This window comes from Nitratidesulfovibrio oxamicus (assembly GCF_015731765.1).
GTDB classification, from domain to species: domain Bacteria; phylum Desulfobacterota; class Desulfovibrionia; order Desulfovibrionales; family Desulfovibrionaceae; genus Cupidesulfovibrio; species Cupidesulfovibrio oxamicus.
This window is the reverse complement of the sequence record NZ_VRYY01000480.1, coordinates 1-1769: the sequence shown is the minus strand read 5'-3', so window position 1 is coordinate 1769 and position 1769 is coordinate 1. Positions and strand designations below refer to the sequence as shown.

1 protein-coding gene and 1 rRNA gene are annotated in these 1769 nt (G+C 61.8%); one reads left to right on the top strand and one right to left on the bottom strand.

Features of this window, described 5'->3' with window-relative positions:
• Positions 1–186, bottom strand: a 16S ribosomal RNA gene (locus tag FVW20_RS14260); the annotation flags it as partial.
• A gap of 598 nt (positions 187–784) precedes the next feature.
• On the opposite strand from FVW20_RS14260, the gene FVW20_RS14255 reads away from it, so the two are divergent.
• Entirely contained in the window at positions 785–1432 is a 648-nt protein-coding gene (locus FVW20_RS14255) for a tetratricopeptide repeat protein (RefSeq protein WP_196610138.1), read from the top strand.
• The last annotated feature ends 337 nt before the right edge of the window (positions 1433–1769 follow it).

The following is a 1769-nucleotide window of genomic DNA, read 5'->3' as shown; positions in this document are numbered from 1 at the left end:
TGAAATCGGAGCGTATTCGGTATTAGCGACCGTTTCCAGCCGTTATTCCCAACTCATGGGCAGATCATCCACGCGTTACTCACCCGTGCGCCGCTTTACTCAGGCCGAAGCCCTTTCACGCACGACTTGCATGTGTTAGGCACGCCGCCAGCGTTCAATCTGAGCCAGAATCAAACTCTCCAGTTGAAAAACTGAAGTCGCACGAACGCCTCGTAATTGAGACACCCGCACGATTGATTACTTATCGTAAAGGCTGATTCCTTCCCGACTCGCTATTTACTTGTCAAAGAACCGATTCCGTGAACCGCAGCATCCTGCGGCCCGTCGCCCCGCCGGGGCTTCCCGTCGCGGCGAGGAGCATGTATGCCCCAGCGTCCCGCCAGGTGTCAACCGCTTTTTTCGTTTTCTTCGATTTTTCTCGAAGACCCCGTGAAGCCCCGATGGGATTCAGGAAAGCACTGACTGTTCGGCTAGAAAGAGCGGTGCCGTGTCCGTTTGCCCTTGCACGAAGTGGTCGGGGCAATCGGTCGCGGCGAAGGGGGTAATTAGGGCATCAGGCGGCCAGGTGTCAACACGGTTTTTGCGAAAAGCCCAAAACAATCACATAATACACCGGTTTTACAGCAAGTAATAATCAGCATGCGCGGCATCGTTTTCGCCCTTTTCTCCCCGCCTCTTGCCGGATGCCGCGCACGCGGGTAACACTGCCCACCTGACCGGGACGCCTGGAGCCTACGCCGCACCGTGCCCGGCACACACTTTCCTACATCTGAATGGAGCATCCATGTCGCAGACACACCGAACGCAAGGCCGCCAGCAGCAGGACGGCGACTACGTCCGCAAGTCCACCATGTACATGGCCGTGGCCGTGGCGCTGATCGTCGGCGCGTTCCTTGGCGTGCAGGTGGCAAGCCTGTATTCACCCGCGCCCGCGCAGGAAAAGCGCGCCGTGTCCGCCCCAAGCCAGCAGGCCCAGAACGGCGCAGCCAGCCAGATTTCGCCCGACGTCATGGGCCGCATCCTGGAAATGGAGCAGGCGGTGCTGAAAGACCCCAACGACGTGACCGCATGGACCAAGCTGGGCCACCTGTACTTCGACACCGACCAGCCCAAGAAGGCCATCCCCGCCTACGAAAAGTCGCTGGCGCTCAAGCCAGACGACCCGGACGTGCTGACCGACCTTGCCGTGATGTACCGTGAAGACCATCAGCACGACCGCGCCCTGGCCACCTTCGAGAAGGCCATCGCCATCAATCCCAAGCACCAGATTGCCCGCTTCAACAAGGGCATCGTGCTGTACTTCGACCTGGAGCGGAAGGACGACGCCATGAAGGCCTGGCGCGAACTGCTGGCCATCAACCCCGACGCCAAGGCCCCCAACGGCCAGCCGCTGAAGGAGATGATGCAGTCGTTGCAGCAGCAGAACAAGTAGGGCGGCCCCCCGTCCACATCGTGCGGATACGCGCGGCGGTCATGTGCCGCCGCGCGTTTTTCGTTTGCGGACCATACCCGGCGTGAAGGCTTCTGTTCGCCCTGCATGTGTCGTCCCGGCCCCCGCTTGCGACGCATGCTGCGCCCTATCCCCCCTGCCCCGACATTCCGGTGCGGCATTCCGCCTGCCGCCGATACCCTTCCGTTGGCGCAACGGCCTTGATTTCCACTCGCCCCCCATGCCGAAGTGCGCTATGTTCCGACGGGGCGCGGCCCAAGCGCCGCGCCGCGCACGGTCAACACGCAACCCGCGCGCCCCGCGCGCCCCCGGAACCATG